The sequence below is a fragment of the Drancourtella sp. An57 genome, assembly GCF_002161525.1.
GTDB lineage: Bacteria > Bacillota > Clostridia > Lachnospirales > Lachnospiraceae > Sellimonas > Sellimonas catena.
Map to the genome: position 1 here is coordinate 73,029 of NZ_NFHY01000008.1, position 26,882 is coordinate 99,910.

Annotated in this window: 25 protein-coding genes, 2 tRNA genes and 1 other annotated feature; of the genes, 9 read left to right on the plus strand and 18 right to left on the minus strand. The window is 46.2% G+C overall.

From position 1 onward, the window contains the following. Window positions 1-117: 117 nt before the first annotated feature. Window positions 118-1,602 carry a polyphosphate:AMP phosphotransferase gene (pap, locus tag B5G11_RS08080; protein WP_087252788.1) on the minus strand — a complete coding sequence of 495 codons (1,485 nt, stop codon included), beginning with the start codon at window positions 1,600-1,602 and terminating at the stop codon, window positions 118-120. Between the two features lie 100 nt (window positions 1,603-1,702). On the opposite strand from pap, the gene B5G11_RS08085 reads away from it, so the two are divergent. Further along, window positions 1,703-1,787 (plus strand) — tRNA-Leu (locus B5G11_RS08085). A gap of 198 nt (window positions 1,788-1,985) precedes the next feature. Further along, a tRNA-Leu gene (locus tag B5G11_RS08090) sits at window positions 1,986-2,070 on the plus strand. A 167-nt stretch (window positions 2,071-2,237) separates the two neighbouring features. Here the strand turns inward: B5G11_RS08090 and B5G11_RS08095 are convergent. From B5G11_RS08095 to infC, 4 genes are all read right to left on the minus strand, one after another. Then, window positions 2,238-3,152, minus strand: a complete 915-nt coding sequence (locus B5G11_RS08095; protein ID WP_087252789.1) for an NAD(P)/FAD-dependent oxidoreductase — start codon at window positions 3,150-3,152, stop codon at window positions 2,238-2,240. A gap of 198 nt (window positions 3,153-3,350) precedes the next feature. After that, the gene (gene rplT, locus B5G11_RS08100; protein ID WP_087168253.1) at window positions 3,351-3,707 is read right to left on the minus strand and encodes a 50S ribosomal protein L20; all 357 of its coding nucleotides are present in this window, start codon (window positions 3,705-3,707) and stop codon (window positions 3,351-3,353) included. Between the two features lie 30 nt (window positions 3,708-3,737). Then, on the minus strand, window positions 3,738-3,935 hold the full coding sequence (rpmI, locus tag B5G11_RS08105) for a 50S ribosomal protein L35 (protein WP_087168254.1): 198 nt from the start codon (window positions 3,933-3,935) through the stop codon (window positions 3,738-3,740). Window positions 3,936-3,969: 34 nt separating this feature from the next. Beyond that, window positions 3,970-4,464 (minus strand): translation initiation factor IF-3, encoded by a 495-nt coding sequence (gene infC / locus B5G11_RS08110; RefSeq protein ID WP_087168255.1) that lies wholly within the window; start codon window positions 4,462-4,464, stop codon window positions 3,970-3,972. A 366-nt stretch (window positions 4,465-4,830) separates the two neighbouring features. On the opposite strand from infC, the gene B5G11_RS08115 reads away from it, so the two are divergent. The 6 genes from B5G11_RS08115 (at window position 4,831) to B5G11_RS08140 (ending at window position 13,007) form a co-directional block, all read left to right on the plus strand. Continuing rightward, window positions 4,831-6,165: a sodium-dependent transporter gene (locus B5G11_RS08115; protein ID WP_087168256.1), complete on the plus strand. Its 1,335-nt coding sequence runs from the start codon at window positions 4,831-4,833 to the stop codon at window positions 6,163-6,165. Between the two features lie 135 nt (window positions 6,166-6,300). Further along, window positions 6,301-7,635 carry a spore germination protein gene (locus B5G11_RS08120; protein ID WP_242958983.1) on the plus strand — a complete coding sequence of 445 codons (1,335 nt, stop codon included), beginning with the start codon at window positions 6,301-6,303 and terminating at the stop codon, window positions 7,633-7,635. 85 nt (window positions 7,636-7,720) lie between these two features. Next, window positions 7,721-8,584, plus strand: a complete 864-nt coding sequence (locus B5G11_RS08125; protein ID WP_087168258.1) for a DegV family protein — start codon at window positions 7,721-7,723, stop codon at window positions 8,582-8,584. A gap of 162 nt (window positions 8,585-8,746) precedes the next feature. Next, window positions 8,747-9,364 carry a TetR/AcrR family transcriptional regulator gene (locus tag B5G11_RS08130; protein ID WP_087168259.1) on the plus strand — a complete coding sequence of 206 codons (618 nt, stop codon included), beginning with the start codon at window positions 8,747-8,749 and terminating at the stop codon, window positions 9,362-9,364. 140 nt (window positions 9,365-9,504) lie between these two features. Continuing rightward, window positions 9,505-11,280 carry an ABC transporter ATP-binding protein gene (locus B5G11_RS08135; protein WP_087252790.1) on the plus strand — a complete coding sequence of 592 codons (1,776 nt, stop codon included), beginning with the start codon at window positions 9,505-9,507 and terminating at the stop codon, window positions 11,278-11,280. Then, window positions 11,277-13,007, plus strand: coding sequence for an ABC transporter ATP-binding protein (locus B5G11_RS08140; RefSeq protein ID WP_087252791.1), 1,731 nt, complete (start codon window positions 11,277-11,279; stop codon window positions 13,005-13,007). Before B5G11_RS08135 ends, B5G11_RS08140 begins: the two co-directional genes overlap by 4 nt. A gap of 77 nt (window positions 13,008-13,084) precedes the next feature. Here the strand turns inward: B5G11_RS08140 and glyA are convergent, their stop codons facing one another. The 6 genes from glyA to B5G11_RS08175 form a co-directional block, all read right to left on the minus strand. After that, the gene (gene glyA / locus B5G11_RS08145) at window positions 13,085-14,326 is read right to left on the minus strand and encodes a serine hydroxymethyltransferase (protein ID WP_087168285.1); all 1,242 of its coding nucleotides are present in this window, start codon (window positions 14,324-14,326) and stop codon (window positions 13,085-13,087) included. A gap of 21 nt (window positions 14,327-14,347) precedes the next feature. Further along, entirely contained in the window at window positions 14,348-14,851 is a 504-nt protein-coding gene (locus tag B5G11_RS08150; protein ID WP_087252792.1) for a deoxyuridine 5'-triphosphate nucleotidohydrolase, read from the minus strand. Between the two features lie 173 nt (window positions 14,852-15,024). Then, the gene (locus tag B5G11_RS08155) at window positions 15,025-15,798 is read right to left on the minus strand and encodes an ATP-binding cassette domain-containing protein (RefSeq protein ID WP_087168263.1); all 774 of its coding nucleotides are present in this window, start codon (window positions 15,796-15,798) and stop codon (window positions 15,025-15,027) included. Further along, window positions 15,791-16,672, minus strand: coding sequence for an ABC transporter permease (locus tag B5G11_RS08160; RefSeq protein ID WP_087168264.1), 882 nt, complete (start codon window positions 16,670-16,672; stop codon window positions 15,791-15,793). Before B5G11_RS08160 ends, B5G11_RS08155 begins: the two co-directional genes overlap by 8 nt. Before the next feature lie 24 nt (window positions 16,673-16,696). Continuing rightward, the gene (locus B5G11_RS08165; RefSeq protein WP_087168265.1) at window positions 16,697-17,710 is read right to left on the minus strand and encodes an ABC transporter substrate-binding protein; all 1,014 of its coding nucleotides are present in this window, start codon (window positions 17,708-17,710) and stop codon (window positions 16,697-16,699) included. A 151-nt stretch (window positions 17,711-17,861) separates the two neighbouring features. Continuing rightward, window positions 17,862-18,111: a binding site (T-box leader), on the minus strand. Between the two features lie 23 nt (window positions 18,112-18,134). Beyond that, window positions 18,135-18,653 carry a shikimate kinase gene (locus B5G11_RS08175; protein WP_087252793.1) on the minus strand — a complete coding sequence of 173 codons (519 nt, stop codon included), beginning with the start codon at window positions 18,651-18,653 and terminating at the stop codon, window positions 18,135-18,137. Window positions 18,654-18,746: 93 nt separating this feature from the next. Between B5G11_RS08175 and aroE the strand changes: the two genes are divergently transcribed. Beyond that, window positions 18,747-19,619, plus strand: a complete 873-nt coding sequence (aroE, locus tag B5G11_RS08180; protein ID WP_087252794.1) for a shikimate dehydrogenase — start codon at window positions 18,747-18,749, stop codon at window positions 19,617-19,619. Window positions 19,620-19,723: 104 nt separating this feature from the next. Here the strand turns inward: aroE and metA are convergent, their stop codons facing one another. The 7 genes from metA to B5G11_RS08215 all read right to left on the minus strand — a co-directional run bounded on the left by metA (window position 19,724) and on the right by B5G11_RS08215 (window position 26,845). Continuing rightward, on the minus strand, window positions 19,724-20,644 hold the full coding sequence (gene metA, locus B5G11_RS08185; protein ID WP_087252795.1) for a homoserine O-succinyltransferase: 921 nt from the start codon (window positions 20,642-20,644) through the stop codon (window positions 19,724-19,726). Continuing rightward, window positions 20,622-21,980, minus strand: a complete 1,359-nt coding sequence (locus B5G11_RS08190) for an AI-2E family transporter (protein ID WP_087168270.1) — start codon at window positions 21,978-21,980, stop codon at window positions 20,622-20,624. The genes metA and B5G11_RS08190 overlap by 23 nt, the downstream gene beginning before the upstream one ends. A gap of 109 nt (window positions 21,981-22,089) precedes the next feature. Further along, a complete protein-coding gene (locus tag B5G11_RS08195) occupies window positions 22,090-22,404 on the minus strand; it encodes a DUF1540 domain-containing protein (RefSeq protein WP_087168271.1) in 315 nt (104 codons plus the stop codon). 54 nt (window positions 22,405-22,458) lie between these two features. Further along, window positions 22,459-24,384, minus strand: coding sequence for a threonine--tRNA ligase (thrS, locus tag B5G11_RS08200; RefSeq protein WP_087168272.1), 1,926 nt, complete (start codon window positions 24,382-24,384; stop codon window positions 22,459-22,461). A 25-nt stretch (window positions 24,385-24,409) separates the two neighbouring features. Then, on the minus strand, window positions 24,410-25,267 hold the full coding sequence (locus B5G11_RS08205) for an aldo/keto reductase (protein WP_087252796.1): 858 nt from the start codon (window positions 25,265-25,267) through the stop codon (window positions 24,410-24,412). 334 nt (window positions 25,268-25,601) lie between these two features. Next, entirely contained in the window at window positions 25,602-26,333 is a 732-nt protein-coding gene (locus B5G11_RS08210) for a YdcF family protein (RefSeq protein ID WP_087252797.1), read from the minus strand. Next, the gene (locus B5G11_RS08215; protein WP_087168275.1) at window positions 26,333-26,845 is read right to left on the minus strand and encodes an SEC-C metal-binding domain-containing protein; all 513 of its coding nucleotides are present in this window, start codon (window positions 26,843-26,845) and stop codon (window positions 26,333-26,335) included. The genes B5G11_RS08210 and B5G11_RS08215 overlap by 1 nt, the downstream gene beginning before the upstream one ends. Window positions 26,846-26,882: the final 37 nt, after the last annotated feature.

The following is a 26,882-nucleotide window of genomic DNA, read 5'->3' on the forward strand; positions in this document are numbered from 1 at the left end:
GTCTTTCCCTTCCTTCTTGCCTGTGTACATTCTCCTACAAATTATATATTCGACAAAAGATGTTGATTTCCTTTTTCTTTTTTTAATTTTTTCAAAAAAGCGATGAAAGACTGTTTTTTATTTCTCTTTTTCTTCAGAAAGCCGCCTGCGGATTGCTTCTACTACCGTCTCAAGCACTTTGATTCTCGCATAGTACTTATCATTTCCTTCTACAATAATCCAAGGTGCAGACGGGGTTGATGTTTTCACGAGCATCTCTTCAACAGCTCTTTCATATAGATCCCATTTTTCCCGGTTTCTCCAGTCTTCGTCCGTAATCTTCCACTGTTTCGCCGGATTTGCCTGGCGTTCTTTAAATCTCCGCTCCTGTTCGTCTTTATCGATCTGCATCCAGAATTTCATTACAATCGCGCCGGAATCCGCAAGCTGTTCTTCCATATCATTCATTTCCTTATAGGCACGTTTCCACTCCTGCTTTGTGCAGAATCCTTCAATCCGTTCCACCATCACCCGTCCGTACCAGGTCCGGTCAAAAATGGTAATATGTCCTTTCTTCGGCATCTTAATCCAGAATCTCCACAGGTAATGATGCTTTTTCTCCCAGTCGTTCGGAGCTGCCGTCGGAATCACGACATATCCCCTCGGATCAAGTGCCTGAGTCAGCCTCTTGATGGCACCGCCCTTTCCTCCGGCGTCCCACCCTTCAAATCCGAGGATCATCGGAATTCTTCTGCGGTACAACTCCCCATGAAGTTTTGTCAGTTCTTTCTGAAGCTTTTTCTTTTTCTTCTCATATTCTTCTCTTGTGTAGGACAGGGACAAATCAGCTTTATTCAATACAGACTCTACCGGCTTTTCATCCAGTTCCGATGCTTTTTCTTCTTCCTCCGGCTTCCGTTCCACCGTAGCTTCCAGAGCCTTGATCACCGTCTTGTAAATCTTGACGGCAGCATATCTCTTATCCGTTGCCTCCACGATCGTCCAAGGAGCAAAGTCCGTATCCGTCTTTGCCAGCATCTCTTCGTTCACCTGGAGATATGCATCATATTCCTCGTTTCTGCGCCAGTCATTTCCTGTCACTCTCCATTCACTTTCTCTGGAAGATGTCAGCTTTTCAAACCGCTTTTTCTGCTCCCTTTTACTGATATAAAGGAAAAGTTTAATAATCACCATACCGTCATCAGTCAGTTCTTTTTCAAAATTCTGGATAGTATGGTATGCTTTGGCGACTTCCCCTTTGGACATCTGATTTTCAAACCGCTCCCCAAGCACCTTCCGGTACCAGCTCGTGTCAAAAATAGATATCTTGCCCCGCTCCGGGATCTTCGTCCAGAAACGCTTCATGTAAGGATAGAACTTTTCTTCTTCTGTTTCTTTTTTGACTGCAAACACTTCAAAGCCCCGCGGGTCCAATGCCTGGATCAGCTTGCCGATCTGCACTCCTTTTCCAGACGCATCCAGGCCTTCAAATACTATCATCACCGGAATTTTGGCACTCTGGCAGGCTCTCTGCAGTTCCCCAAGCCTGATCGAAAGTGTCTGAATCTCTTCTTTGTATTCCGGTTTCTTCATTTTTTTCGACAAGTCAATTTTCTCTAACATCGTCCTTCCTCCTCATGCTACAAAATAATTATATTTTTTTGTTGACATTCCCTCTGATCTGTAGTAATATATCTTTCGGACGGTCGAAAGACAGTCACATGCGGAAGTGTCGGAACTGGCAGACGAGCAAGACTAAGGATCTTGTGACTATTGCAGTCGTGTGGGTTCAAGTCCCATCTTCCGCATCTTGAAAGCAGAGTGCTGCAGGTCAGGCTCTGCTTTTTTGATCAGAATGTGTTATTTTCTATTATAGCACGATCTGATGATAAATTGTATCTATTGATTAAAAAATATACATTTTTCAATTATTTTTAATTTTTATATTGACATTTTCTTTTACTTGTAGTAATATAATCTACGGACAGCCGATAAGGCAGTCACATGCGGAAGTGTCGGAACTGGCAGACGAGCAAGACTAAGGATCTTGTGACTATTGCAGTCGTGTGGGTTCAAGTCCCATCTTCCGCATTTTTCATTATTCAGCTGAAATCCTCATTTTATGCAGGATTTCAGCTTTTTCTTTTTTGAATAAAGGAAGGATTTTTAGCTTCTACTCTTTCCGCACTCCAAAACAAAAAAAAGCAGAAAGAAATCTTTTTTTCTTTCCGCTTGTCTTTTCGCTTCTTTCTTTATTATTATGACAGGCTTCTGACGTACGCTGCCGCCCAAATCGCAGCAACCGCCCCGTCACTTACTGCTGTGGCCGCCTGTCGTACAAGTTTGACACAGATATCCCCCGCCGCATATACCCCCGGCAGATTCGTCTCCTGTTTTTCGTTGGTTACAAGATACCCGTCTTTTTTCTCCAGTTCCGGATAGAGCGATGTATTCGGCGTTGAACCAGCATAGATATAGACCGCACATCCCGGCGCCTCAATCCACTCCTGCTCTTTCGTATGTTCGTCTTCAATAACAATTCGATCCGCCTGCCCCTCTCCTTCAATCCGGGACAGTCTGCTGTGAAGGCGCACCTCCATATTCGCCGTCCGTTTTACTTTCTCTGTAAATTCCGGAATTGCTCCCAGCGTATCTTCAAAGTGGATAATCGTTACTTTAGAAGCAAATTTCGAAAGAAAAAGCGCTTCTTTCACCGCTCCGTCTGCTCCGCCCACAACAAATGCTTCTCTGCCTTCGTACTTCTTTGCATCTTTTGCCGGATTCAGCCCTGTTCCACGTCCCGCAAATGTATCTTCTCCCGGAATACCAAGCTTTCTTGGCGTCGTTCCTGCTGCAATGATTACCGCCTTCGCTTCGTATGTCGTTCCTTCTGTCACGATCCGTTTTACCGCTCCGGAAAGATCTGCTTCTACTACTTTTTCCATTGCAATTTCGATTCCCGCACGTTCGGCCTGTTCCTTCAGTCTAAGGGAAAAACTCTCACCTGTTTCGTCCGCAAGAATTCCTGCATAATGAGTGACAGTCGACACACTTCCAAGAAGTCCTCCTACCTTTTTCTGTTCTAAGACAATGGTTTTTAACCCTCTGCTTGCGGCATATACCGCACTGCTGATTCCTGCCGGCCCCGCTCCAATGACACAAATATCGTACATTCTATTTCCTCCGCTTCTATTTTCTTTTCAGTGATGATCATAACACAGAGTTTCAATAAAGAAAAATGATATATTCTTATTATTTCATAATTTCAGTTTATTATTCATATCCTGCAAGCCGGATACAGCCAGTCTCGGAACCACATTTTCAGGCATCAAAAAAACAGAGGAGGTTTCCTCTGTTTTTCCAGTTCTATCTTAAGCCTGATTTGCTTTTGCAAGTTCTGCTAATGCTGTAAATCCTTCCGCATCGTTGATTGCCATATCCGCAAGGATCTTTCTGTTGATCTCTACACCTGCAACCTTTAATCCATGCATCATCTTGCTGTAGGATAATCCGTTCATTCTTGCTGCCGCGTTGATACGAGCGATCCAGAGCTGACGCATCTGACGTTTTCTCTGCTTACGTCCTGCGTAGGAGCTTGCAAGAGCTCTCATAACAGACTGTTTTGCAACTCTGTACTGTTTGGAACGTGCTCCTCTGTATCCTTTCGCCAGTTTTAATACTCTATTATGTTTCTTCTTTGCGTTCATTCCGCCTTTAATTCTTGCCATGTCTTACTCCTCCTTCTATTCTTCCAACTCTTATAAGTATGGTAATACTTTCTTCATGTTCTTTACATTTGTAGAATCAGTAATGATAGATTTTCTAAGATTTCTTTTTCTCTTAGTAGATTTCTTTGTTAAGATATGGCTCTTGTAAGCTTTATTTCTCTTTAACTGTCCTGTTGCTGTTTTTTTAAAGCGCTTTGCAGCTGCTCTATTTGTTTTAATTTTTGGCATAATAATGATCCTCCTTAAATTATAAAATTTATTTTTAACGTTTTTCAGTTAAAACCATGCTCATGCTTCTTCCTTCCAGCTTTGCCGGCTTTTCTACAACCGCAATCTCTTTCAGGTGTTCCGCAAAATCATCCAGAATATGTTTGCTCTGCTGCATATGAGCCATTTCACGTCCGCGGAAACGAAGTGTAACTTTTACCTTATTCCCTTTCTGGATAAACTTCCTTGCATTGTTTACTTTCGTGTTCAAGTCATTCGTATCAATATTTGGAGATAATCGAACTTCTTTTACATCTACAGTCTTCTGCTTTTTCTTTGCCTCTTTTTCTTTTCTTGTCTGCTCGTATTTGTATTTGCCGTAATCGATAATCTTGCATACCGGCGGCTTTGCTGTTGGAGCAATCTTCACGAGATCAAGCTCGGCTTCCTGCGCGATCTTCTGCGCTTCTCTTGCAGACATAATTCCTAATTGTTCTCCATCCTGTCCGATCAGCCGCACTTCTCTGTCGCGGATCTGTTCGTTAATCATTAAATCGCTAATTGTTGTACACCTCCATGTTTGAATACTCATTCCTTGCCATAAAAAAATGGATAGCACAGACTATCCACATGATCTATCTTTACAAACCGGGCTCTCTGATATAAAATATAGAGATAACGATTGTAATTCTATATCAAACCATCAGTCACTCTTTCGTGCTGCGGTGAGAGTGGATACTCTGCTTTCTTTTCACACAGCTGTTATTTTAGCACAGCTTTCTTTTTCTGTCAAATACTTTTTTTAGAAATCTGACCTTTCTATTTTTCTCTTGTTTTTTACACGTCTCTGTGACATAATATACACACTCACTTTAAAGTGATAAAAAAATAAATTGTTGGGAATTTGGGGGTACAAATGAAAGAAAGAAGTAATTTTTCCAGCAGGCTCGGCTTTGTTCTTGCTGCGGCCGGATCTGCTGTAGGTCTTGGGAATATCTGGCGTTTTCCCTATCTGGCAGCACAATACGGCGGAGGAACTTTCCTTCTGGTTTATCTGATTCTTACTGTCACTTTTGGTTTTTCTCTGATGCTTGCGGAAATCGCCATCGGACGAAAAACCGGATTAAGCGCCATTGGTGCATTCAAAAAACTGGATCATCGTTTTGGGTTTCTCGGAATTCTGGCATCCCTTGTGCCGATCATCATCTTTCCTTATTATTCCGTAATCGGCGGATGGGTTACAAAATATCTTGCAGTCTTTTTGACAGGAGGAGGAAAGTCAGCTGCAGCCGATACCTATTATACTGATTTTATCGCTTCTCCTGTCGAGCCGCTGGGCTGGTTTTTTCTTTTTCTCGCCGCCACAGCTGTTATTGTCCTTCTGGGCGTGGAAAAAGGAATCGAAAAGGTCAGCAAGTTTATGATGCCTGTACTCGTAATCCTGACAGTCGGAATTGCGGTATACTGCATCACACTGCCAGGAGCCGGTGAAGGTGTCGCCTACTATCTGAAACCGAACCTGAAAGATTTTTCAACCAAAACCGTCCTCGCTGCCATGGGACAGCTGTTTTACTCTATGTCCCTTGCCATGGGAATCATGGTAACATATGGCTCCTACATGCAGAAAGACAATAACCTGGAATCTTCCGTACGGCAGATCGAAATTTTTGACACCGGCTTTGCGTTTCTTGCCGGTCTCATGATTATCCCTGCTGTATTCGTCTTTTCCGGCAAGGACGCTCTTCAGACAGGTCCCGGCCTGATGTTTGTCACACTTCCAAAAGTATTTGCAAACATGCCTTTCGGAGAGTTGATCGGAGCTGTATTTTTCCTCCTTGTATTGTTTGCCGCACTGACTTCTTCCATCTCCCTGATGGAAACGATTGTCTCGATTATCTGCGACAGACTGCACTGGACCCGGAAACGTTCAGCGCTTACCGTAGCCGTATGCGCACTGATTCTCGGCGCTCCTTCTTCTATGGGATTTGGGCCGTTAAGCTTCGTCAAAATTCTGAATCTTTCGATTCTGGACTTCATGGATTTTATCAGCAACAGCGTGATGATGCCTGTTGTAGCCTTTTTCACCTGCATTTTTGTAGGTTTCTTTATCAAACCGGAGGCTATCGGCGAAGAAGTACGTCTGAGCAGCAGAACATTCAAAAGCGAAAAGCTTTTCTCTGTCATGATTAAATGGATCGCTCCGCTTTTCCTTGTCGCAATCCTGCTAAGCTCCGTATTTCACTGGGTATAGTTTAAAAAGAGTTCTTTGGCGGGCACAGTATTATTCGATACTGTGCCCGCTTTTTTGCATACTTTTTCTCCATTTCGGAAAAACTCCATACTGAAACAGGAAAAACGGAGGAACAGTCTAATGAAGATTTCCAAGATGATACAGGAAAATATTTCTTATATTAATGAAATCCTTCCGGTAAAAGAAAGCTTTGACATTATAGAACGCGATATGATCATCGGCGGACGTGAAAGCTGCTTTTTCTTTATCGACGGATTTATGAAAGATGAAGTCATGTCCAAAGTTATGGATACGCTCTTTAAACTCACACCGGAAGAAATGCCGAAAACGGCGACCGAGCTTTCCAGAACAATGATCTCGTATGTAGAAATCGATACTTTTTCAGAATATGATGAAATTATAAAGAATATTTTATCCGGAGTCTCCTGTCTTTTTGTAGACGGCTTTGAATCCTGCATTGCCATTGACTGCAGAACCTATCCTTCCAGAAGTGTGGACGAACCAGCACAGGACAAATCACTCCGGGGATCCAGAGATGGATTTGTGGAAACAATTGTCTTTAACACCGCATTAATGAGAAGAAGGATTCGCGATCCGCATCTGACTATGAAAATGACGGAAATCGGGAAGTCTTCCCGGACAGATGTCGCTCTTTGCTATATGTCTGACCGGGTAGATCAGAACCTGCTTTCACTTCTTACACAAAAACTGGAAGCAATGCAGGAAGAAGATCTGAAAATGAATCAGCAGAGTCTTGCCGAGCTTCTCTTTAAAAGAAAGTGGTATAATCCATTTCCGAAGTTCAAGTATACAGAGCGTCCGGATACTGCTGCCGCCTGTCTTCTGGAGGGAAAAATCATTCTGCTTGTAGATACCTCTCCTTCCGCGATGATTCTGCCGACATCTATCTTTGATATGATCGAGGAGGCAAACGATTATTATTTTCCAACACTGACCGGGATTTATCTGAAGATTTCCCGCGGTCTGATTACTCTGATGACCATTTTTCTCACGCCACTTTTCCTGCTTTTTATGCAGAATCCGCAGTGGATACCGGAAATTTTCGATTTTGTGCTTGTGAGGTCTACTGTAAATATCCCCTTGTACTTTCAGCTTCTGCTGCTGGAGCTTTCCATTGACGGACTGCGGCTGGCAGCTCTCAACACACCCAGCATGCTCAGTACTCCTCTCAGTGTTATCGCCGGTATTGTGATGGGGGAATTTTCCGTTCAATCCGGATGGTTTAATTCCGAAATCATGCTTTACATGGCCTTTGTTGCTGTGGCAAACTATACCCAGCCCAATTTTGAACTGGGGTATGCATTAAAATTCATGCGCCTTCTTCTTCTCACGCTCACGGCCTTATTTGACTGGATCGGTTTTGCGGCGGGGTGCATCATTATCGTGTGTTCCATCTGTTTTAACCGTACGGTTTCCGGACGAAGCTATCTGAATATCCGCAGGAATTAAATTACAGCCTCCAGCATAAAATCTTTTGCTTCATGCCTTGAAAAATGGTATGATAAGTAAAAAGCAGGATGAGGAGGTTACAGCAATGAGAGAGTTTGTTATTACTACGGACAGCACCGTCGATCTTCCAAAAGAATGGCTGGAAGAGCGTAATATTCCGACGCTGAAATTATCATATACCATTGACGGCGAAACCTATCCGGATATGGAGGGGATTTCAAAAAAAGAATTTTTTGACCGCATCAGAAGAGGTTCTCTTCCGACTACGTCCCAGGTGACACCAGGTCAGGCAAGGGAACTGTTTGAACCTATCATAAAAGAAGGCAAAGATATTATCCACATCGGATTTTCTTCCGGATTAAGTGGAAGCCTGAACAGTGAACGGATGGCCGCGCAGGATCTGATGGAAGACTATCCTGAAGCACGGATCACCGTGATCGATTCTCTTTGTGCATGTCTTGGCGAAGCACTGCTTCTCTACTATGTTCTGAAGCTTAAAAAAGAAGGGAAAACTTACGATGAGATCGTGACCTGGGCAGAGGAGAACAAGCTTCACGTCTGCCACAATGTTACAGTGGATGATCTGAACCATCTGCACCGGGGAGGCCGTGTTTCCAAAGCTACCGCCGTCCTTGGAACCATGGTAAAGATCAAGCCTATGATCCACATGGACAATGAAGGAAAACTCAGTGTCATCGGAAAAGAACGGGGACGCAAGCGCTCCCTGCACAAGATCGTCGATATCATGGAGGAGCAGATGAAGGGCTGGGACAATGAAATTGTCATGATCACACATGGGGATTGCGAGGAAGATGCCCAATATGTCGCCGGTCTGATCCGGGAAAAATACGGAATCGATAACATTCTGATCAACGTGATCGGAACTGTCATCGGAAGCCATACCGGCCCTGGCGTTGTTGCCACGTTCTGCATGGGAAATAAAAGATAAGATTTACAGGACTCTGCATGAATGCAGAGTCCTGTTTCAGACACATTTCGGAATCTGCCTTTTGTTTATTCTCAGGAAAATCCCCTTCTTCTATTGACATCTTTCCATTTCTTTTGTAATATAACAGTGATATATAGCAGTGTTATATAGAAGGGGATCCGCATGAATGAAACAAAACCAGACACATTGCAGGCTATCCTGACAGCAGCAATGGACGAATTCCTGGAAAAGGGATTTCAATCAGCTTCTCTTAGGAATATCGTGAAACAGGCTGGTGTAACCACCGGAGCCTTTTACGGATATTTTTCCAGTAAGGAAGCTCTGTTCGAAGCTCTCGTCGGAGAACAGTATGAGTATTTCATGAACTGTTTCTGCAGCGCTCAACAGGAATTCGCTTCTCTTCCGGCGGAAGCTCAGCCTGACCAGGTAGGCATCACGTCCGGCTCATGTATGCGCGAGATGCTTTTGTATGCCTATTCTCATCTGAAGGAGTTCAAATTGATTCTCTGTCATTCCACAGGCACACGCTTTGCCGGTATGATTGATGAAATGGTAAGAATCGAGCTTCAGGCGACTCATGACTATCTGAATGTGCTGAAGTCACTTGGAAGACCCGCACCGCCGATTGATGAGCATCTGGAACACATCCTTGTGACCGGAATGTTTAATGCTTTTTTTGAGCTTATTATCCATGAAATGCCGCTTCCAAAAGCGGAAAACTATCTCGAAGAGATGCGGGAATTTTATACTGCAGGATGGCTGAAGATTATGGGGCAGTAAGCCCTGTAATTTTTATCCAGAGGTTAGTTTGTGCTAACTTTTTTATAGCGGACTCCGGCTGCTTCTCCGTTCCTGTATGTTCCGGCCGGGCTTGGCAGGTATTCGGACAGCATCCGACACTTTTTATAAGGAGGTTTATCATGAAAAAACAGTCAAATTTATCGCGGCTTTTGTCCTATGCCGGCGGTCACAAAATCCTGACATGGCTTTCATGGATTTTGTCAGTGGTCAGTGCGCTTCTGGCACTTGTCCCTTTCTGGTACATCTGGCGTATCATCCATGATCTTCTGGAAGCAGCCCCTGATTTTTTCAGGGCAGACCAGACAGCGTCCTATGGCTGGAGTGCTGTGCTTTTTGCAGTACTTTCTGTTCTGGTCTACATTGCTGCGCTGATGTGTTCTCATCTTAGCGCATTCCGGATTGCTTCCAACATCCGGAAAGAGCTCCTGCGCCATATTGCTTCTCTCCCGCTTGGCACCATCGAAAAATACGGCAGCGGAAAACTCCGCCGAATTGTCAACACATCCAGCGCCGCCGCGGAGACATATCTTGCTCACCGTCTTCCGGACAAGGCCGGAGCCATTGCAACTCCCGTTGGTCTTCTCTTTCTGCTTCTCGTATTTGACTGGCGTCTCGGGCTTTTAAGTCTCATCCCTGTCATACTCGGCTTTCTGATTATGATGAAAATGACAGGGCCGGATATGGAGGCAAAAATGAAAGAGTACCAAAACGCCCTCTCAGACATGTCCAATGAAGCGGTAGAGTACGTCCGCGGTATTCCTGTTGTCAAGACCTTTGGCCAGAGTGTCTATACCTTCAAACGGTTCAAAGCTTCCATTGACAACTATGAGAAATGGGTGATCGCCTATACGAAGACGCTGCGGCTTCCAATGATGTTTTATACCACAGCCATCAACGGCGTCTTTGCCTTTTTGATTGCAGGCGGAATCTTTCTGTCCAGAAACGGCGTGTCAAACAACCTTCTTCTGAATCTGATTTTTTATATTATTATTACGCCGGTAATCGGAACAACCCTGACCAAAATCATGTTCATGAGCGAAGATGCAATGATTGTCACGGACGCCCTCTCCCGCATCGATACCATCCTGGATGAAAAGCCCCTTGCCGAAAGTGCTGCCCATACAATCCCTTCCAGCCATTCTATCACTCTGGAACATGTGACATTCAGTTACGACGGCCAGAAAGATGCTCTCAGCGACCTTTCCCTGTCCATTCCATCCGGGCAGGTCGCCGCCCTGGTTGGTCCTTCCGGCGGCGGCAAAACAACGCTTGCCGGCATCGCTGCCAGATTCTTTGATCCTCAGAAAGGCCGGGTGCTGATCGGAGATGTGGATATCCGGCAGATTTCAAAAGAAGATCTGATGAATCAGGTATCCTTTGTCTTTCAGAACAGTCGGCTGATCAAGGCCTCCATTCTGGAAAATGTCCGGATGGCAAGGCCTGATGCTTCCCGGCAGGAGGTATTTCAGGCACTGGAAGCCGCCCAGTGTATGGATATCATCGAAAAGCTTCCGGACGGCATTGACACGGTCATCGGTGCGGACGGCATCTACCTGTCCGGCGGTGAACAGCAGCGGATCGCCATTGCCCGGGCGATTTTGAAAAACGCGCCTGTCCTGATCCTGGATGAGGCCACCGCATTTGCGGATCCCGATAACGAAGTCCGTGTACAGCAGGCACTCTCCACACTCTCCAGAGGCAAGACCGTGCTCATGATTGCCCATCGGCTTTCTTCCATCACCGGAGCAGACTGTATTTATGTCATGCAGGATGGGAAAATCACGGAAAGCGGCACTCACGCAGAACTGCTTCAAAAAAACGGACTGTTTGCCCATATGTGGCGGAACTATTCCGAAGCGGCGGAATGGAAAATCGAAAAGGAGGAGAAAGTATGATTCAGAAATTACAAAGACGATTTGCATTATCCCGTCAGGGAGCCATTGACCTGATCAAAGGTTGTCTGGCCTGTGTCCTGCAGGATCTTTCCTTTATGTTTCCGGTCGGACTTTTATACCAGTTTGTGCTTGACATGATGGCCGGAGGCGTAAACGGCAGCCGGATCCTCTTTTATCTGGCAGGATGTGCCGCATGCCTGGTTCTGATTTTTGTCGTCACCTGGTTTCAGTATAATGCCACTTATCTGGCAACCTATGTGGAAAGCGGTGTGCGGCGGATCTCGCTGGCCGAACAGCTCCGGAAGATCCCCCTCTCCTTCTTCGGAAAAAAAGATCTCGCCGATCTGACCAATTCCATCATGGGAGACTGTGCCACCTTGGAGACTACGTTTTCCCACTATGTGCCCGCCCTGTTCGGATCCTTGATTTCAACCACCCTCGTTGCGGTCTGCCTGCTGTTTTTCAATGTAAAAATGGCCCTTGCCGCGATCTGGGTCCTTCCTGTTGCCTTTGCCATTACTCTCTTTTCTGCCCGGATTCAGGAATATTTCAACCGGAAAGCGGTGGCTGCCAACGTTGCACTGGAGAAGGGCGTCCAGGAATGTATCGAAAGTATGCAGGATCTGAAAGCATATAACGCAGAGCACCGCTATCTTACCGGTCTGTACCGGAAAATCGACGAGTCGGAAAAACGCCATATTGTAACGGAGCTTGGCACCGCCCTTTTTGTCGTATCTTCCACCCTGATTCTGAAATTTGGAATCGCCACCACCGCTCTGACCGGATCCGTGCTTCTGATCCGCGGGGAGATCGATATTCCTCTGTTTTTTATGTTTCTGCTTGTAGTATCCCGTCTTTACTCTCCGCTGGAAGGCGCACTCCAGAATCTGGCCGCCGTCATTTCCAGCAGGACAAATATCAGCCGTATGAACGAGATTCTCGATCACCCGGTACAGACCGGAAGCAAAGACCTGACCAACAAAGGATATGATATCCGCTTCGATCATGTAGGCTTCTCCTACAATACCGGAGAAACCATTTTAAAAGACGTATCCTTCACTGCAAAGCAGGGGGAAGTTACTGCCCTGGTCGGCCCGTCCGGCGGCGGCAAGACAACCGTCTCCCGTCTGGCTGCCCGTTTCTGGGATATTCAGCGTGGAACCATCACCGTGGGAGGTATGGACATCTCCAAAGTGGATCCGGAAACACTGCTTTCCTTTTACTCCATCGTCTTTCAGGACGTGACCCTGTTTAATAATACAATCATGGAGAATATCCGGATCGGACGAAAAGACGCCACAGACGCTGAAGTCCTGGCTGCCGCAAGACTGGCAAACTGTGAAGAGTTTGCTCTCCGGCTTCCGGACGGTTACAACAGCATGATCGGAGAAAATGGATGCGAACTTTCCGGCGGTGAACGGCAGCGTATCTCCATCGCACGGGCCTTTCTGAAAGACGCCCCGATCATTCTTCTGGACGAGGCCACCGCAAGTCTGGACGTCGAGAACGAAACGCTGATTCAAAGCGCTCTTTCCCGTCTGATCAAAGAGAAAACTGTTCTCGTCATTGCACACCGTATGCGGACAGTAAGCGGTGCCGACAAGGTCGTGGTTCTTTCCGAAGGAACTGTTGCGGAACAGGGAACTCCAAAAGAACTTCTTCAGTCCGGCACTATCTACCCTCATATGGCAGGACTGCAGGACATCAGTCAGAGTTGGAAGCTGTAATCAACCACATATTTAAAACGGACAGCATACCCGTTAACGGTATGCTGTCCGCCTGATATGATTTGCGGATTCATCTGTTATTGATAGATCGGATATCTGCCGCAGATGTCGGTCACCGCCCTGCGGATCTGATCCGCGTTCTTTTCAAAATCAACTGCTGCAAGACGAATCAGTCCTGCGATCTCTTTCATTTCCGGTTCTTTCAATCCCCGTGTTGTCACTGCCGGCGTACCGATCCGGATACCGCTTGTGATCCCCGGTTTCTGCGGGTCGTTCGGGATTCCGTTCTTATTGACTGTAATATACACTTCATCCAGCCGGTTCTGCATCTCTTTTCCGGTCAGATTCATCTTTCTTAAATCCACCAGCATCAGATGATTGTCCGTGCCGCCGCTTACGAGGTCAAATCCCTCTTCCAGCATGGCCTCCGCAAGAGCATGGGCATTCTTCACGATCTGTTCCTGATAGTTCCTGAACTCCGGCTTCAGCGCCTCACCAAAGCAGATGGCCTTTGCCGCAATCACATGTTCCAGAGGTCCGCCCTGTGTGCCCGGGAATACAGCCTTGTCCACCTGCTTTGCATATTCTTCCTTGCAGAGGATCAGACCTCCCCTCGGGCCTCTTAATGTCTTATGAGTCGTGGTGGACACCACATCCGCATATGGAACCGGGCTCTGGTGAAGTCCCGCTGCAACAAGCCCTGCAATGTGCGCCATATCGACAAAGAGGTATGCGCCCACTTCTTTTGCAATGTCCGCAAACAGATCAAAACGAATCTCTCTTGGATAGGCGGACGCACCTGCTACAATCATCTTCGGTTTACATTCTTTTGCAATTTTGCGGATCTCATCGTAATCAAGAAAACCATCCTCACCGACATTGTATGGTACAAAATGATAAAGCTTTCCGGACTGGTTGACCGGAGAACCATGGGTCAGATGCCCGCCATGATTCAGGTTCATCCCCATCACCGTATCCCCCGGCTGAATAAATGCCTGATAAACCGCCATATTGGCCTGTGCACCGGAATGAGGCTGTACACAGGCATGTTCCGCCCCAAACAGCTTCCTGGCCCGTTCGATTGCCAGTGTCTCAATCTCGTCTACATGTTCACATCCGCCATAATAGCGTCTTCCCGGATATCCTTCCGCGTACTTATTGGTCGGCACTGTTCCCATCGCAAGCATGACCGCCGGACTTACAATATTCTCCGACGCAATCAGCTCCAGATTTCTCCTCTGACGTGCCAGCTCCGCTTCCAGTCCCTTTCCCACTTCCGGATCATACTGACTGATATAATCCATGACTTCCTGTACCAGATTCATTACACATCCTCCTTCTTATTTTGTTGTACTGCCCAAACCTCCATTTCTGATGCCGTCAGCATCGTCATCGAGGGTGATGCCATATTCCACAAAGATTCCCTGCATAAATCCTTCTCCTGCTTTCAGCTCCACAGTTTTTCCCTCATTGGTATCATTGGTCAGTTTTGCGAAAATATGCCCTTCATTGTCTGAGTAGTAATAATCACTGTCAATGATACCGACCGTATTGTTGAGCTGAAGGCGGTACTTGAACCCAAGGCCGCTTCTCGGATAACATTTCAGCACCCATTCCTCCTCCATCCAGACACGGATGCCGGTCGGGATTTTCACCGTCTCTCCCGGTGCAAGCGTGACCGGATACGGGGCGAAGAAGTCATATCCCGCAGAGCCTTTTGTTGCCCTTCTCGGAAGCCTGATCTCTTCATACACCTTCTCTGCCTCCTCTGCGGTCAGAATCCCCTCTGTCCCCTCCAGGAACTGTTCTTTACTTACTTTCTGAAATTTCGCGATTCTTTTCATCGTGTTCTCCTTTTTCTGCCTTATTTTACAAGTTTTGCATTAATTTCATCATACTATTCTGAACGCAGAAAGTCAAATTCAATTCTGAATTCCGGGTGCCCCTTTGAATATTCTACAATAAAAAAAAGATCAAAAACAAATCTTCTGCTTCTGATCCTTTTTCCTGGTTTATTCTAATTTCCACATTCAATACTGATCTCATTAAAGAGTTCCAGAATCGTATCGACTGTTGTCTCCTCTTTTTCTTTCCCTGATCTGTCAAGAATACAGCGTCCCTGATGCATCATCAGCATCCTGTTGCCGTATTCTACCGCATACCGGAGATTATGTGTGACCATGATGGTCGTAAGCTGCTTTTCTTTTACAATCTTATCGGTCAGTTCCATAATGGTCTCCGCCGTCTTCGGATCCAGCGCCGCCGTATGCTCATCCAGAATCAGAAAATCTATCGGGGTCATCGTGGACATCAGAAGAGCCATGGCCTGGCGCTGGCCGCCGGAAAGGCTTCCGACTTTGACGTCCATCTTATCTTCCAGTCCCAGGTTAAGCTGCCGGAGCAGTTCCCTGTAATGCTCTTTCCGTCCTTTGTTGATCCCTCTTCCAAGTCCATAAAACTTTCCTTTATTGTCCGCAAGAGACATGTTTTCCAGAATCGTCATGGACGGGCAGGTTCCCATGGCAGTGTTCTGATACACTCTTCCGATTCTACGGTTCCTTTTATATTCTTTCATTTTTGTGATATCTTCACCGTCCATCAGGATCTGCCCCGACTCCACCGGGATACTTCCGCAGAGAATATTCAGCATGGAAGTCTTTCCGGACCCGTTGCTTCCTACAACAGAGACAAACTCTCCTTCCCGGACAGTCAGGTTGAAATCCTGAAACAGACACATTTCATTGATAGTGCCCGGATTATAATATTTCGTAATTCCTCTTAATTCAAGCATTTCCTTTTACCTTCTTCTTTCTTTCCATTCCGATGATCAGTATGATCAGGAACAATACTGCCGTGATCAGCTTCATATCCTGCGGTTCAAAGAACTTCAGCGCTGCCGCAACACAGGCCTTATAGATGACGGAACCAATCAGAACCGCCGTGGTTGCTTTCATAAACGTCAGGCTCTTGAACAGGCTGGTTCCGATAATCACGCTTGCAAGCCCGATAACAATCGCACCGGTACCGCTGGAAATCTCAAACACTCTTTGTTCCTGACAGAAAATACTGCCCGAGAGACATACAAGTCCATTCGCAATAGCAAGACCGAGGATCTTGACATTTCCCTGATCCTTGGCAAGGGACGTCACAAGATTTGCGTTATCGCCCACCGCCCGGAGCAGAAATCCCGATTTTGTCTTCATATACAGATCAAGAATGATTTTGGCAATCAACGCAATCACCAGGGAAATCACACACACTTTGTAAGAAGAAAGAGATCCCGTAAAAATTCCATCCATCAACTCGTTATCAAAAATACTCTTTTCTCCAAAAATCGGCACGTTTGCTGTTCCGGCAAGTCGAAGATTGATCGTCCAGAGCGCGGTCATCATGATAATTCCGGACAGCAGATCCCGGACCTTGAATTTTACATGAATCAATCCCGTACAGACTCCTGCCAGTACTCCTGCCCCAAAGGAAATCACCAGAGTCAGATACGGATTGACTCCTTTGACAATTAAAGCCGCCGTCACGGCAGAACCCAGAGGGAAACTGCCGTCCACGGTCAGATCCGGAAAATCCAGAATCTTGTAAGTGATATAGACTCCAAGTGCCAGGATCCCGTAAATCAGGCCCTGCTCTACTGTTGTTACAATAAGGTTCATCTGTCTGCCTCCCGTTTTCTTCCTTTATGATGCGGAAATTTCATCGAAACTTTCCACCGCCTGGCTTACCAGGCTTTCATCCAACGTAATTCCAAGATTTTCCGCTGCTTTTGTATTGACATAAAGTCCAGGTTCTGAAATTGTCTCGTAATTCATTTCGGACGCTTTCTTTTCTCCCTTTAATACCTGCGCCGCCATCTTTCCGGTCTGCTTTCCAAGTTCGATATAATCCAGTCCCTCTGCTGCTACACATCCAAGTTTTACCTGCTCAATTTCACTTCCAAATACCGGTATGTTCTGTGCGTTCGCCTTGTCAAGAATCGTCGCAAGGGAATTGACGACAGTATTGTCCGTCAAGTTTGTCAGACAGTCCACTTCGCTTAAAAGCTCCTCAGTTGCAAGAGAGATATCCGCTGTCTGGGTCACGCCTTTTTCCACAATCTCAAAGTCATAATCTCCTGCCAGCTCTTTGTATGTTTCCAGCGCAGATACGGAATTTGCTTCACTTGTTGTATAGAGAATTCCGATCTTTTTCGCGTCCGGAAGAATCTGACGGATCATTTCCAGCTGCTCCTTAATCGGAAGCTCGTCACTTGTTCCTGTCACTTCTCCAACCGGAGTACCATCCTCATCAGCCAGCTTTGCAGCTACCGGATCTGTCACAGCTGTATAAATCACAGGAATGTCTGCATTCAACGCAGAGTTAAATGATGCCTGAGCACTTGGTGTCGCAATTCCGCAGATCAGATCTACTTTGTCGGATACAAATGCATCACTGATCTGTTTTGTCGTTCCCTGATCCGCTGCCGCGTTTTTATATTCAATTTTCAGATTCTTTCCTTCTTCAATACCTTCTTCTTTCAGTCCTTCTATAAAGCCTTCTCTGCAGTTATCCAGAGATCCATGCTCCGCAAACTGGGAAATACCAATTGTATATTCCGCATCTCCCGAGCTGCTTCCATCACCGCTTCCACATCCTGCCAGAAGTCCCATTGCCATCACTGCACTTAATAATACGGTTACCATTTTCTTTTTCATATTGTTTTCTCCTTTTCTACTACATAAAATATGATGATTCTTCCGGATGTTGTATGCCAAACATCCGGCCCTTGTCAGTAAGAAAGGAAGTGGAACCCTTCAAAGAAGTCTGTAAATCTTTTCTTCAAATAAAAATCCGCCCCAAGCTTCTGCTTGAGACGGTAATAATCATCTTATTATCGCGGTACCACTCAAATTGGCATCTGATGCCCACTTTCTCATGTACTAACATACACTCCTGATTGATAACGGGTTCGGTTCCCGACAAACCATACTTGCCATGCGGCTTTCAGGCTGCCCTCGAAAGTCCATTCAATCATCCGCTCCATACAGCAGTTCCACCATCTGCCGCTCTCTGTGATATCGCCTGATGATCTACTCTTCTTTCTCATCGGTTTGAAATATAAATCTTGGATATACTTTATCACACTGCTTTACTGCTGTCAAGAAATTTTTTTATTTCTTCTGCAATCTGCCCTGCACTCTTTCCGTCTGTGGAAACTTCCAGATCCGCCGCCCTCTGATAATACGGCTCTCTTTTATCCAGCAGTTCCCGGATATATTCCGGCGTTTTGTTCTGTTCCAGAAGCGGCCTGTCATGGCTGTCCTTTACTCTTTCATAGATCGTCTCAGGACTGGCGGTCAAAAGGACTACAATGCCGCACGCTTTCATGGCCTCCACGTTCTCATCTCGCAGAGGCACGCCGCCGCCGCAGGAGATGATGGCTCCTTCTCTTTCTTTCAGCTTTCTCAGAAACCCGGTCTCGCACTGCCGGAAATACTCCTCTCCCTTCTGTGCAAAGATCTCCGGAATCGGCATCTGTTCCATATCTTCGATTGCCTGATCCATATCGATCACATCCATATGCAGGAGTTCTTTCAGACTTCCTGAAATCGTTGTCTTGCCTGTCCCCATAAATCCGGTTAAAAATATGTGCTTCATCCTGTTTTCCGCCTTCCGTGATAGATTGACTTTCTTTTTCTCATTCTTTATAATCTTACCATAATCAAAACCAGATAGAAAGAGGGAATCCCTATGTCATTACAAATCAGCGGGCATACCGGACTCTTAGGCTTCTTTGCCGATCCGGCGTCCCATTCCAGATCCCCATTGATGTACAACACGGCTTTTGAGAAACTGGGACTGGATTACGTGTATCTTGCATTTCAGATCGACCAGACAACACTTCCGGATGCTGTTCAGTCCATGCGTACCCTTCGGATGCGCGGAGCAAATGTTTCCATGCCGAACAAGACTGCTGTCATGCAGTATCTGGACGAAATCTCCACAGAAGCACGTCTCTGCGGCGCAGTCAATACCATTGTGAACGACAGCGGGCATTTGACCGGTTATAACACCGATGGAAGCGGCGCTATGCTGGCTCTTTCCGAGGCGGGCGTTTCTGTTTCAGGAAAGCATCTTGTCATCCTCGGTGCCGGAGGTGCCGGCACTGCCATTATCACACAGGCGGCACTGGACGGCGTTTCAGAAATTTCTGTTTTTGTCCGAAAGTCAAGCTTCTGGAAATCCGAAGCATTTCTTGAGAAAATCCGGAAAGAAACCGGATGTCAGATTTCACTTCTGGATATCGGGGATCCTACTGTCTTGAAACAGGAACTTGTCCGTGCCGATATTCTGATCAATGCCACCAGCATCGGCATGGAACCGAATACAGATGCCTGTCCGATTCCCGGACCTGAGTTTCTGAATGAAGGTCTCTTTGTCATGGATATTATCTACTCTCCGGAAGAGACAACGCTGCTTCGGTACGCCAAAGAAAAAGGACTGCCATGCTGCAACGGCCTTGGCATGCTCCTCTATCAGGGCGCGGCAGCATTCCGCCTTTATACCGGGGAAGAACTTCCGATTGAGGATGTAAAAAAAGCATGGGGCGTGGAAACACTCTGACACTTCCAGAATGTGAAAAGAGCAGATCCAGACATTTTGCATGGAATCTGCTCTTTTTTATTACCCATTTACTTTTTCAACATTTTCTTTATCAGAACCCGGTTCTAAAACGGTGTTCCTACCATATCGTACGGTGTCACCTGATATACGTAGTAGTTCAGCCAGTTCGTATACAGGTTATTGGCATTGGATCTCCATGTAAGGAGCGGACGGTTTTCCGGATTGTCATCCGGATAATAGTTGACCGGAAGCTCAATCGGAAGTCCTTTTGCTTTGTCACGCTTATATTCCTGATCCAGTGTCATCCGGTCGTATTCCGGATGTCCCATGACAAAGATCTGCTTTCCGTCCTTCGTCATGGCAAGGAAGATCCCCGCTTCTTCAGACTCTGCAAGTACCATCAGATCCTCGCACGCCTTGATCTGCTCCGGATCCACCTGGGTGTGACGGGAATGCGGCGCGTAAAATACATCGTCAAATCCTCTGACCAGAGGGATTCTTCTGTTCATGACGCGGTGGCGGAATACGCCGAACAGCTTCTTATCAAGCGGGTATTTGTCAATTCCAAAATGATAATAATAAGCTGCCTGGGCTCCCCAGCACAGATGAATCGTGGAGGTGACATTGGTTTTTGTCCATTCCATGATCTCCTTCATCTCATCCCAGTAGTCTACTTCCTCAAACGGCATCTGCTCGATTGGAGCCCCCGTGATGATAAATCCGTCAAACTTCTGATCTTTTACGTCCTGAAACCGGACATAAAATTTATTCAGATGGTTTGCTGATGTGTTCTTGGACTGATGATTGGACACCATCACAAAGGTCACATCCACCTGAAGCGGGGTATTGGAAAACGAACGCAGAAGCTGAAGCTCCGTATCCTCTTTGAGCGGCATCAGATTCAGCAGTCCTATTTTCAGGGGACGGATGTCCTGGTGCACCGCACGGTGCTCATCCATCACAAAAATATTTTCACACTCCAGTATTTCTTTTGCTGGAAGATCATTTTGTACTCGAATCGGCATCTTCTCTTCTCTCCTTTGTTTCTTCTAAATATGTAAATTCTCCATCTTCTTCCAGATACTCTACATCTCCGTAGTGTTCCGTGTCCGGAGGCAGTTTTTTCTTCTTCAGTTTCTCTTCCACTACCATCTTCACGATATAGTAAATCACAGCAAACGTCGGAACCCCGATGATCATTCCGATAAATCCGAACAGTCCGCCTCCGAGCAGAATGGAAAACACCACCCAGAACGCGGACAGTCCTGTGGAATTTCCAAGAATCTTCGGTCCGATCACATTGCCGTCCAGCTGCTGTAGGGCAATGATAAAGATCAGAAAATAAAGTCCCTTAAGCGGATCTGCAAGGGCAATCAGGATCGTACTTGGAATAGCACCGATATAAGGTCCGAAGAACGGAATCACGTTGGTCACTCCGACGATCACGCTGACAAGCAGGATGTACGGCATGTCCAGAATGGTGATCCCGATAAAACAAAGTACGCCGATAATGGCGGAGTCAATGATTTTTCCGATAATAAATCCGCCAAAAATTTCATTGCTTTTTCTTGTAATATGCAGCACCATATTGGCGCGCTCTACCTGCATGCCCGCATACAGCATTTTTTTAATCTGTGCCGCAAAAGTTTCCTTTCCGAACAGCATGTAGACAGAAACAATACATCCGACAAGAAAATTAAACACTTCGCTTAATACATTAATAGCACCTGTCGTTATATTGGTCATCAGCACATTCATTTGTCTGAGCAGATCCGTTTGAATCCAATTCTGAATATTCTCCGACGCATGATTCAAAATATTTTCCACTATAGCACCGACCGGCGACTGTTCTTTTTGAATATGATCAAAAGAGTCCATCACTGCGTTCAACTGCCCCGGCAATGTCTCCATTAAATTGTGAACGCTTGTTATGAGTTCAGGAATCAGCATATTCAACAGAGTAATAATAATTGCGAATAAAACAAGCAGAGCCAGGCAGATTCCAATTCCTCTGGAAAGTCTGTCTGCCGTCCTCTTCTTTTTCAGCTTCTTCTCCAGCAGCGGGCAAAGGTATCTGTCTACTGCTTTTACAATTGGATTCAGCAGATAGGCGATGGCAAATCCGTAAATAATCGGCTTCAGAATTCCCATGATCGTCCGGATCACGCCGAAGATCGTGTCTACCCTGAGAAACGCAAAATAAAGAACGATACATGCCGCGATTACAAGGAAAAATGTCAGACCTCTCCCAAAGGACTGGCGAATTCTGGACGGGCCTTTTCTTCCAAAAGCAGGCAGTTTATCCGGCTCTTTTTCCTTTTTGTTTCCGATTCCCGAATGACTGGTATCTTTTCGCTTCAAATTCTTCCCTCCCGGTTGAAACACATATAAATTTATTATAGCGAAAGCTTTGAAACGCGTCAACAAAAGAACAGACGGAAATCATTCCGTCTGCTCTCTTACTTCTTTCTTACCGACACTGGAAAGTTGCGCACTCTGTCTCTTCGCAGCTGCATGCCCCGCCGCCTTCTACACTGATCTTCCCTGCATTACATTTGCAGTTTTCATTGTAACAGCATTCCTGAGCCTTACAGTCAATCGTGCTGAGAGGAGAAGCCTCCATGGACGCATTTGTAAATGTTCCGGATTTTCTCTCCTCAAAGCTGTCACAGCATGTGTCGGATGCATTTTTTGCCTGATCGCCTCCTACGCGAATACTGTCAAGATTACAATAATAGTTCTGATTGTGCATACAATTCTGCACCGTACATTTTAATTCTGGCATCTTTTCATCCTCCTTCTATTTCTCAGGAGGTAGTATGTCCAGCTTTCAGATAATCTATTCCTTTGTTTCGATTTCTCTTCTCACTCTTCCAGAGATTTCCTTTTTGATATCGCACAGGAAGTCTTCCAGAGCTTTCTGTCCTTCATCTCCTGCAAATCTGCTTCTTACGGAAACAAGGCTCTCTTCTTCCTCTTTTGCTCCTACTACCAGCATATACGGGATCTTCTGCATCTGAGCCTCACGGATCTTGTAGCCGATTTTCTCTGCTCTTGTGTCAATCTCGGCGCGGATTCCTGCCTCTTTTAATGCCTCGAATACTTTCTCTCCGTATTCCAGATGTTTGTCGGAAATCGGAAGCACTTTCACCTGTACCGGAGCAAGCCAGGTCGGGAATGCCCCTGCAAAGTGTTCAATCAGAATTCCGATAAACCGCTCGATGGAGCCGAATGCTACACGGTGGATCATGATCGGACGATGTTTCTCTCCGTCTGCCCCTGTATATTCCAGATTGAAACGCAGCGGAAGCTGGAAGTCAAGCTGGATTGTTCCGCACTGCCATGTACGTCCGATGGAGTCTTCCAGATGGAAGTCGATCTTCGGTCCGTAAAAAGCACCGTCACCCTCATTGACTACATAGTCCATTCCCAGTGCATCCAGTGCTTCTCTGAGCGCTTCTGTAGCCAGATTCCAGTCTTCATCGCTTCCCATGCTGTCTTCCGGTCTTGTAGAAAGTTCTACATGATATTTGAAGCCAAACAGCTTGTATACTTCGTCAATCAGAAGCGCAACACCCTTGATCTCATCTTTCACCTGTTCCGGTGTCATAAAGATATGGGCATCGTCCTGTGTGAAGCAGCGCACTCTCATCAGTCCGTGCATCTGTCCGGATTTCTCGTGGCGGTGTACAATACCAAGTTCTCCCATACGAAGCGGAAGGTCACGGTAGGAACGCGGTTCTGACTCATAAACGAGGATGCCGCCCGGGCAGTTCATCGGTTTCACGGCAAAATCCTGATCGTCGATTACTGTTGTATACATATTTTCTTTGTAATGATCCCAGTGTCCGCTTGTCTCCCAGAGATGACGGCTGAGCATGATCGGAGTGGAAATCTCCACATAGCCGTTCTTTGTATGGATCTCTCTCCAGTACTCCAGAAGCGCGTTTTTCAGCGCCATTCCTTTCGGAAGGAAGAACGGGAATCCCGGGCCTTCTTCTCTGAGCATGAACAGCCCCAGTTCTTTTCCAAGCTTTCTGTGGTCTCTTTTCTTCGCCTCTTCCATCATTGTCAGATACTCATCCAGATCTGCTTTTTTTGTAAAGGAAGTACCATAGATTCTTGTCAGCATCTTGTTCTTCTCATTGCCTCTCCAGTAGGCACCTGCAAGACTTGTCAGCTTGAATGCTTTTACCGCTTTTGTATTCATCAGGTGCGGTCCTGCACAAAGATCCGTAAACTCTCCCTGTTTGTAGAAACTGATAATAGAATCTTCCGGAAGATCCTCGATCAGTTCCACCTTGTACGGCTCCTCTTTTTCTTTCATCAGAGCGATGGCTTCTTCTCTTGGAAGTGTAAAGCTTTCAATCGGCAGCGCCTCTTTTACAATCTTTTTCATCTCTTTTTCGATCTTTTCCAGATCCTCTGTTGTAAACGGAGTCTCTCTGTCCAGATCATAGTAAAATCCATCAGCAATTGCCGGTCCGATGGCAAGTTTTGTCTCCGGATACAGACGTTTTACCGCCTGTGCCAGAATATGGGAGGAAGTATGCCGGAATGTTTCCTTTCCTCCTTCGTCCTGGAATGTCAGGATGCTGAGTTCGCAGTCATCGGAAAGCACCGTTCTCAAATCCACCACTTCCCCGTTGACTTCTCCTGCCATTGCCACTCTTGCAAGGCCTTCGCTGATATCGGATGCAATCTCGAATACAGACATGCTCTTGTCGTACTCTCTCACAGACCCGTCTTTTAATGTAATTTTCATCTTGTTCTTCCCCTTTCTATTCTGTTTATTCTATGGAAACCCTCTCACGGTCCGGATGTTCACCTGACCATCCGACCGGAGGCATGGTATCGAGCTTTTGCATTTCTGTTTTCGTCAACTCAAAACCGAAAATATCCTGATTATTCTTCATCCGTTCCTCACTCGATGCCTTCGGAATTGGAATGATTCCTTTCTGGAAGGCATACCGCAGGCAGATCTGTGCCTGGGTCACATGGTGCCTTTCTGCAAGAGCACGGATCAGTTCATCATCCATCACCCGCCTTCTTCCAAGCGGGCTCCATGCCTGTACAAGAATATCATGTTCCTGGCAGTAGCGCACTGCCGCTTCCTGAGTATATCCCGGATGAAACTCCAGTTGGTCAACCGCAGGTACAACCTCACAGGATTCCAGAAGATTCTCAATGTGGTGCGGAAGGAAATTGCTGACACCGATAGCGCGTACCCGCTTCTCGTGATAGAGCTTCTCCAGTGCTTTCCATGTTTCGATATCCAGTTTCTTCCAGTTCTCACAGTCCGGCGATGGCTTCGGCCAGTGAATCAGATACAGATCCAGGTAGTCTGTCTGAAGATTTTTTAATGTCTGCTCAAAAGCCCGCAGAGTATTATCATATCCCATCTCATCTTTCCAGACCTTGGAGACAAGGAAAAACTCTTCCCTTGGAATTTTGCTTTCTTTCACAGCCTCTCCCACATAGGTCTCTGTCTGATAAAAGGAGGCTGTATCCAGATACCGGTATCCGCACCGGACAGCTGTTTTGATAATCTTTGATGTACTTCCTTCCGCTGCCTTGTAAGTGCCGAATCCCAGACACGGAATCTGTACACCATTGTTCAACGTCCTGCATTCTTTAATACTGTTCATTTCAAGTTCCTCCTTTTCTTAACTGTAAAATCAGATCCCTGTGAAATAAAAAGTCCCCTGCAGCTATCGCTGCAGGGGACGAGTTCTCACCCGCGGTTCCACCCCGCTTATGCCGTCCACCCCGAAAGATGAAAGACATCTCTTGCTGATAATGATAACGGTATTAAACCGGACGGTTTTGCCGCCGCTCAGAGGTAGTCTTCAGATGGTCCGTGATAAAAGGCTTCCAGCCAATGGCCTCTCTCTCTGGATCCGGTTTCACACCCTACTCGTCTCGTCACCACGTTTTCGTTTCTCAAATATAGAGTAATTATAATCATTCCGATTTTATTTGTCAATGCCTGTTTCTCCATCCTTTTACAGACAAAAGCAGCACAGCCAGTGCTTCGCGCACCATATAATTCAGATAAAGAACCGGCTCTGACTTTGCCGGAACAGGGAAAAGTCTTTGGTACCCTTCCCTCTTTCCAAGAAGCCATGCCCGGTAAATGTGGAAGCTGTTCGTCACCACGCCGGCTTTCTTTTCCCTGATCTCCGGAATGAGCCGCGCCGTAAACCTTAGATTTTCCTCCGTTGTGGAAGACCGGTCCTCCGGAAAAATCCGCTCTCTTTCGATCCCTCTTTCGGCCAGATACTCTTTCATGGCCTCTGCTTCCGGGATATCCTCGCCTCTTCCCTGCCCTCCGGAAACCACAATTTTCACAGCCCTGTGTCTGACTGCATAAGTGTATGCCCTGTCAAGCCGGAGCTTTAGCGAGCTTGTGATCCGGGTACGGTCTACCTTTGCCCCAAGAACAATCAGATACTCCAGGTCTTTCGCTTCTTTCTGCCTGCCAAAAAACAGCATCCGGATCCAGACAGCCGCCACTGCCGTCCAAAGCAGTGTCCAAAGCACAAGTGCCGCCCGTTCAGCCTGCCACGGAAGTCTTTCCTGCAACAATCCATACCCGATGCAAAGCACACCACAAAGAAGCCAGAAGCGGGAAAAGGTTGAATTCCATCTTCCGACATACCGGCATACAGCCAGATAATAAAGAAGACAGAACATTCCTGTCACAAAAGACATTATTTATTTTTGCCGCAGCAATGTTTGTACTTCTTGCCGCTTCCGCACGGACACGGGTCGTTTCTTCCAATCTTCTTTCCTTCTCTTACAAAAGTATGCATCTTTTTCGCTTCCTTATACAGCTCTTTCTGCTGTTCTTCGGAAAGCAGGATGTTCCACTGTGGAAGCTGGTAAAGCCACTCAGCCTTCGCATCTACCATGTTTTTGTAAAGTTTTTCTTTATCATAGATCAGATTGACCTCTGTATCTTCTTCCATGGTCTCGATCGGATTCTCGTTTATAAGGCTTTCGTTGATTCCGTCAAGGAATCCTACCATTGTCATAACTTCCACACCATATTTTTCGGCCAGTTCTTTCACTGTGCCTTTCACTTTCTCATCCGGGTTGGAAAGTAATTTTTCGTAAATTTCTTTTTCAGTCTGAAAATATGCGCCCCAGAAAGTCTCAAGCTGCTGCTTTGTCATCTCTCTGGAATACGCAGTCTCTCTCCACTGTTCCAATAACGTACTCATATCAAATTCTCCTTTGATTTAAAATAATCTTCGCAGA

Bases quoted from the DNA above. Each gene is read 5' to 3' on its own strand.
- pap (WP_087252788.1), bottom strand. From the start codon at position 1,602: ATGTTAGAGAAAATTGACTTGTCGAAAAAAATGAAGAAACCGGAATAC.
- B5G11_RS08095 (WP_087252789.1), bottom strand. From the start codon at position 3,152: ATGTACGATATTTGTGTCATTGGAGCGGGGCCGGCAGGAATCAGCAGT.
- rplT (WP_087168253.1), bottom strand. From the start codon at position 3,707: ATGGCAAGAATTAAAGGCGGAATGAACGCAAAGAAGAAACATAATAGA.
- rpmI (WP_087168254.1), bottom strand. From the start codon at position 3,935: ATGCCAAAAATTAAAACAAATAGAGCAGCTGCAAAGCGCTTTAAAAAA.
- infC (WP_087168255.1), bottom strand. From the start codon at position 4,464: ATGATTAACGAACAGATCCGCGACAGAGAAGTGCGGCTGATCGGACAG.
- B5G11_RS08115 (WP_087168256.1), top strand. From the start codon at position 4,831: ATGAAAGAAAGAAGTAATTTTTCCAGCAGGCTCGGCTTTGTTCTTGCT.
- B5G11_RS08120 (WP_242958983.1), top strand. From the start codon at position 6,301: ATGATACAGGAAAATATTTCTTATATTAATGAAATCCTTCCGGTAAAA.
- B5G11_RS08125 (WP_087168258.1), top strand. From the start codon at position 7,721: ATGAGAGAGTTTGTTATTACTACGGACAGCACCGTCGATCTTCCAAAA.
- B5G11_RS08130 (WP_087168259.1), top strand. From the start codon at position 8,747: ATGAATGAAACAAAACCAGACACATTGCAGGCTATCCTGACAGCAGCA.
- B5G11_RS08135 (WP_087252790.1), top strand. From the start codon at position 9,505: ATGAAAAAACAGTCAAATTTATCGCGGCTTTTGTCCTATGCCGGCGGT.
- B5G11_RS08140 (WP_087252791.1), top strand. From the start codon at position 11,277: ATGATTCAGAAATTACAAAGACGATTTGCATTATCCCGTCAGGGAGCC.
- B5G11_RS08150 (WP_087252792.1), bottom strand. From the start codon at position 14,851: ATGAAAAGAATCGCGAAATTTCAGAAAGTAAGTAAAGAACAGTTCCTG.
- B5G11_RS08155 (WP_087168263.1), bottom strand. From the start codon at position 15,798: ATGCTTGAATTAAGAGGAATTACGAAATATTATAATCCGGGCACTATC.
- B5G11_RS08160 (WP_087168264.1), bottom strand. From the start codon at position 16,672: ATGAACCTTATTGTAACAACAGTAGAGCAGGGCCTGATTTACGGGATC.
- B5G11_RS08165 (WP_087168265.1), bottom strand. From the start codon at position 17,710: ATGAAAAAGAAAATGGTAACCGTATTATTAAGTGCAGTGATGGCAATG.
- B5G11_RS08175 (WP_087252793.1), bottom strand. From the start codon at position 18,653: ATGAAGCACATATTTTTAACCGGATTTATGGGGACAGGCAAGACAACG.
- aroE (WP_087252794.1), top strand. From the start codon at position 18,747: ATGTCATTACAAATCAGCGGGCATACCGGACTCTTAGGCTTCTTTGCC.
- metA (WP_087252795.1), bottom strand. From the start codon at position 20,644: ATGCCGATTCGAGTACAAAATGATCTTCCAGCAAAAGAAATACTGGAG.
- B5G11_RS08195 (WP_087168271.1), bottom strand. From the start codon at position 22,404: ATGCCAGAATTAAAATGTACGGTGCAGAATTGTATGCACAATCAGAAC.
- thrS (WP_087168272.1), bottom strand. From the start codon at position 24,384: ATGAAAATTACATTAAAAGACGGGTCTGTGAGAGAGTACGACAAGAGC.
- B5G11_RS08205 (WP_087252796.1), bottom strand. From the start codon at position 25,267: ATGAACAGTATTAAAGAATGCAGGACGTTGAACAATGGTGTACAGATT.
- B5G11_RS08210 (WP_087252797.1), bottom strand. From the start codon at position 26,333: ATGTCTTTTGTGACAGGAATGTTCTGTCTTCTTTATTATCTGGCTGTA.
- B5G11_RS08215 (WP_087168275.1), bottom strand. From the start codon at position 26,845: ATGAGTACGTTATTGGAACAGTGGAGAGAGACTGCGTATTCCAGAGAG.